This is a genomic window from Pseudomonas sp. SIMBA_068, from assembly GCF_046534705.1.
GTDB classification, from domain to species: domain Bacteria; phylum Pseudomonadota; class Gammaproteobacteria; order Pseudomonadales; family Pseudomonadaceae; genus Aquipseudomonas; species Aquipseudomonas putida.
This window is the reverse complement of record NZ_JAWRYI010001774.1, coordinates 1-232: the sequence shown is the minus strand read 5'-3', so window position 1 is coordinate 232 and position 232 is coordinate 1. Positions and strand designations below refer to the sequence as shown.

The following is a 232-nucleotide window of genomic DNA, read 5'->3' as shown; positions in this document are numbered from 1 at the left end:
ATGGCAAGGCCAATTAATGCAAGTTCGTTTTGATGGCGAGCAGTTAAACAATGTGCGCTGGGATATCGCCGGTTGGGCATTATTTTCTGGCAATTTAAATACTAATATAAAGTTTGGAAATGCTCGCGAACGCACCGATATATCGGGATATGCAACCGTCAGTTATGGATTGTTTAATCATACTTTAAAAGTAACAGATGGTTTAGTTCGCTCAACGGTAGAGCGAGCTATG

The 232-nt window shown here is 40.9% G+C and carries 1 protein-coding gene; it reads left to right on the top strand.

What is annotated here, in order from left to right; all coding sequences use genetic code 11:
- Nucleotides 1-232: type II secretion system protein N (gspN, locus tag SB756_RS35860; protein ID WP_410914003.1), on the top strand; the 232-nt coding region annotated here is incomplete at both ends.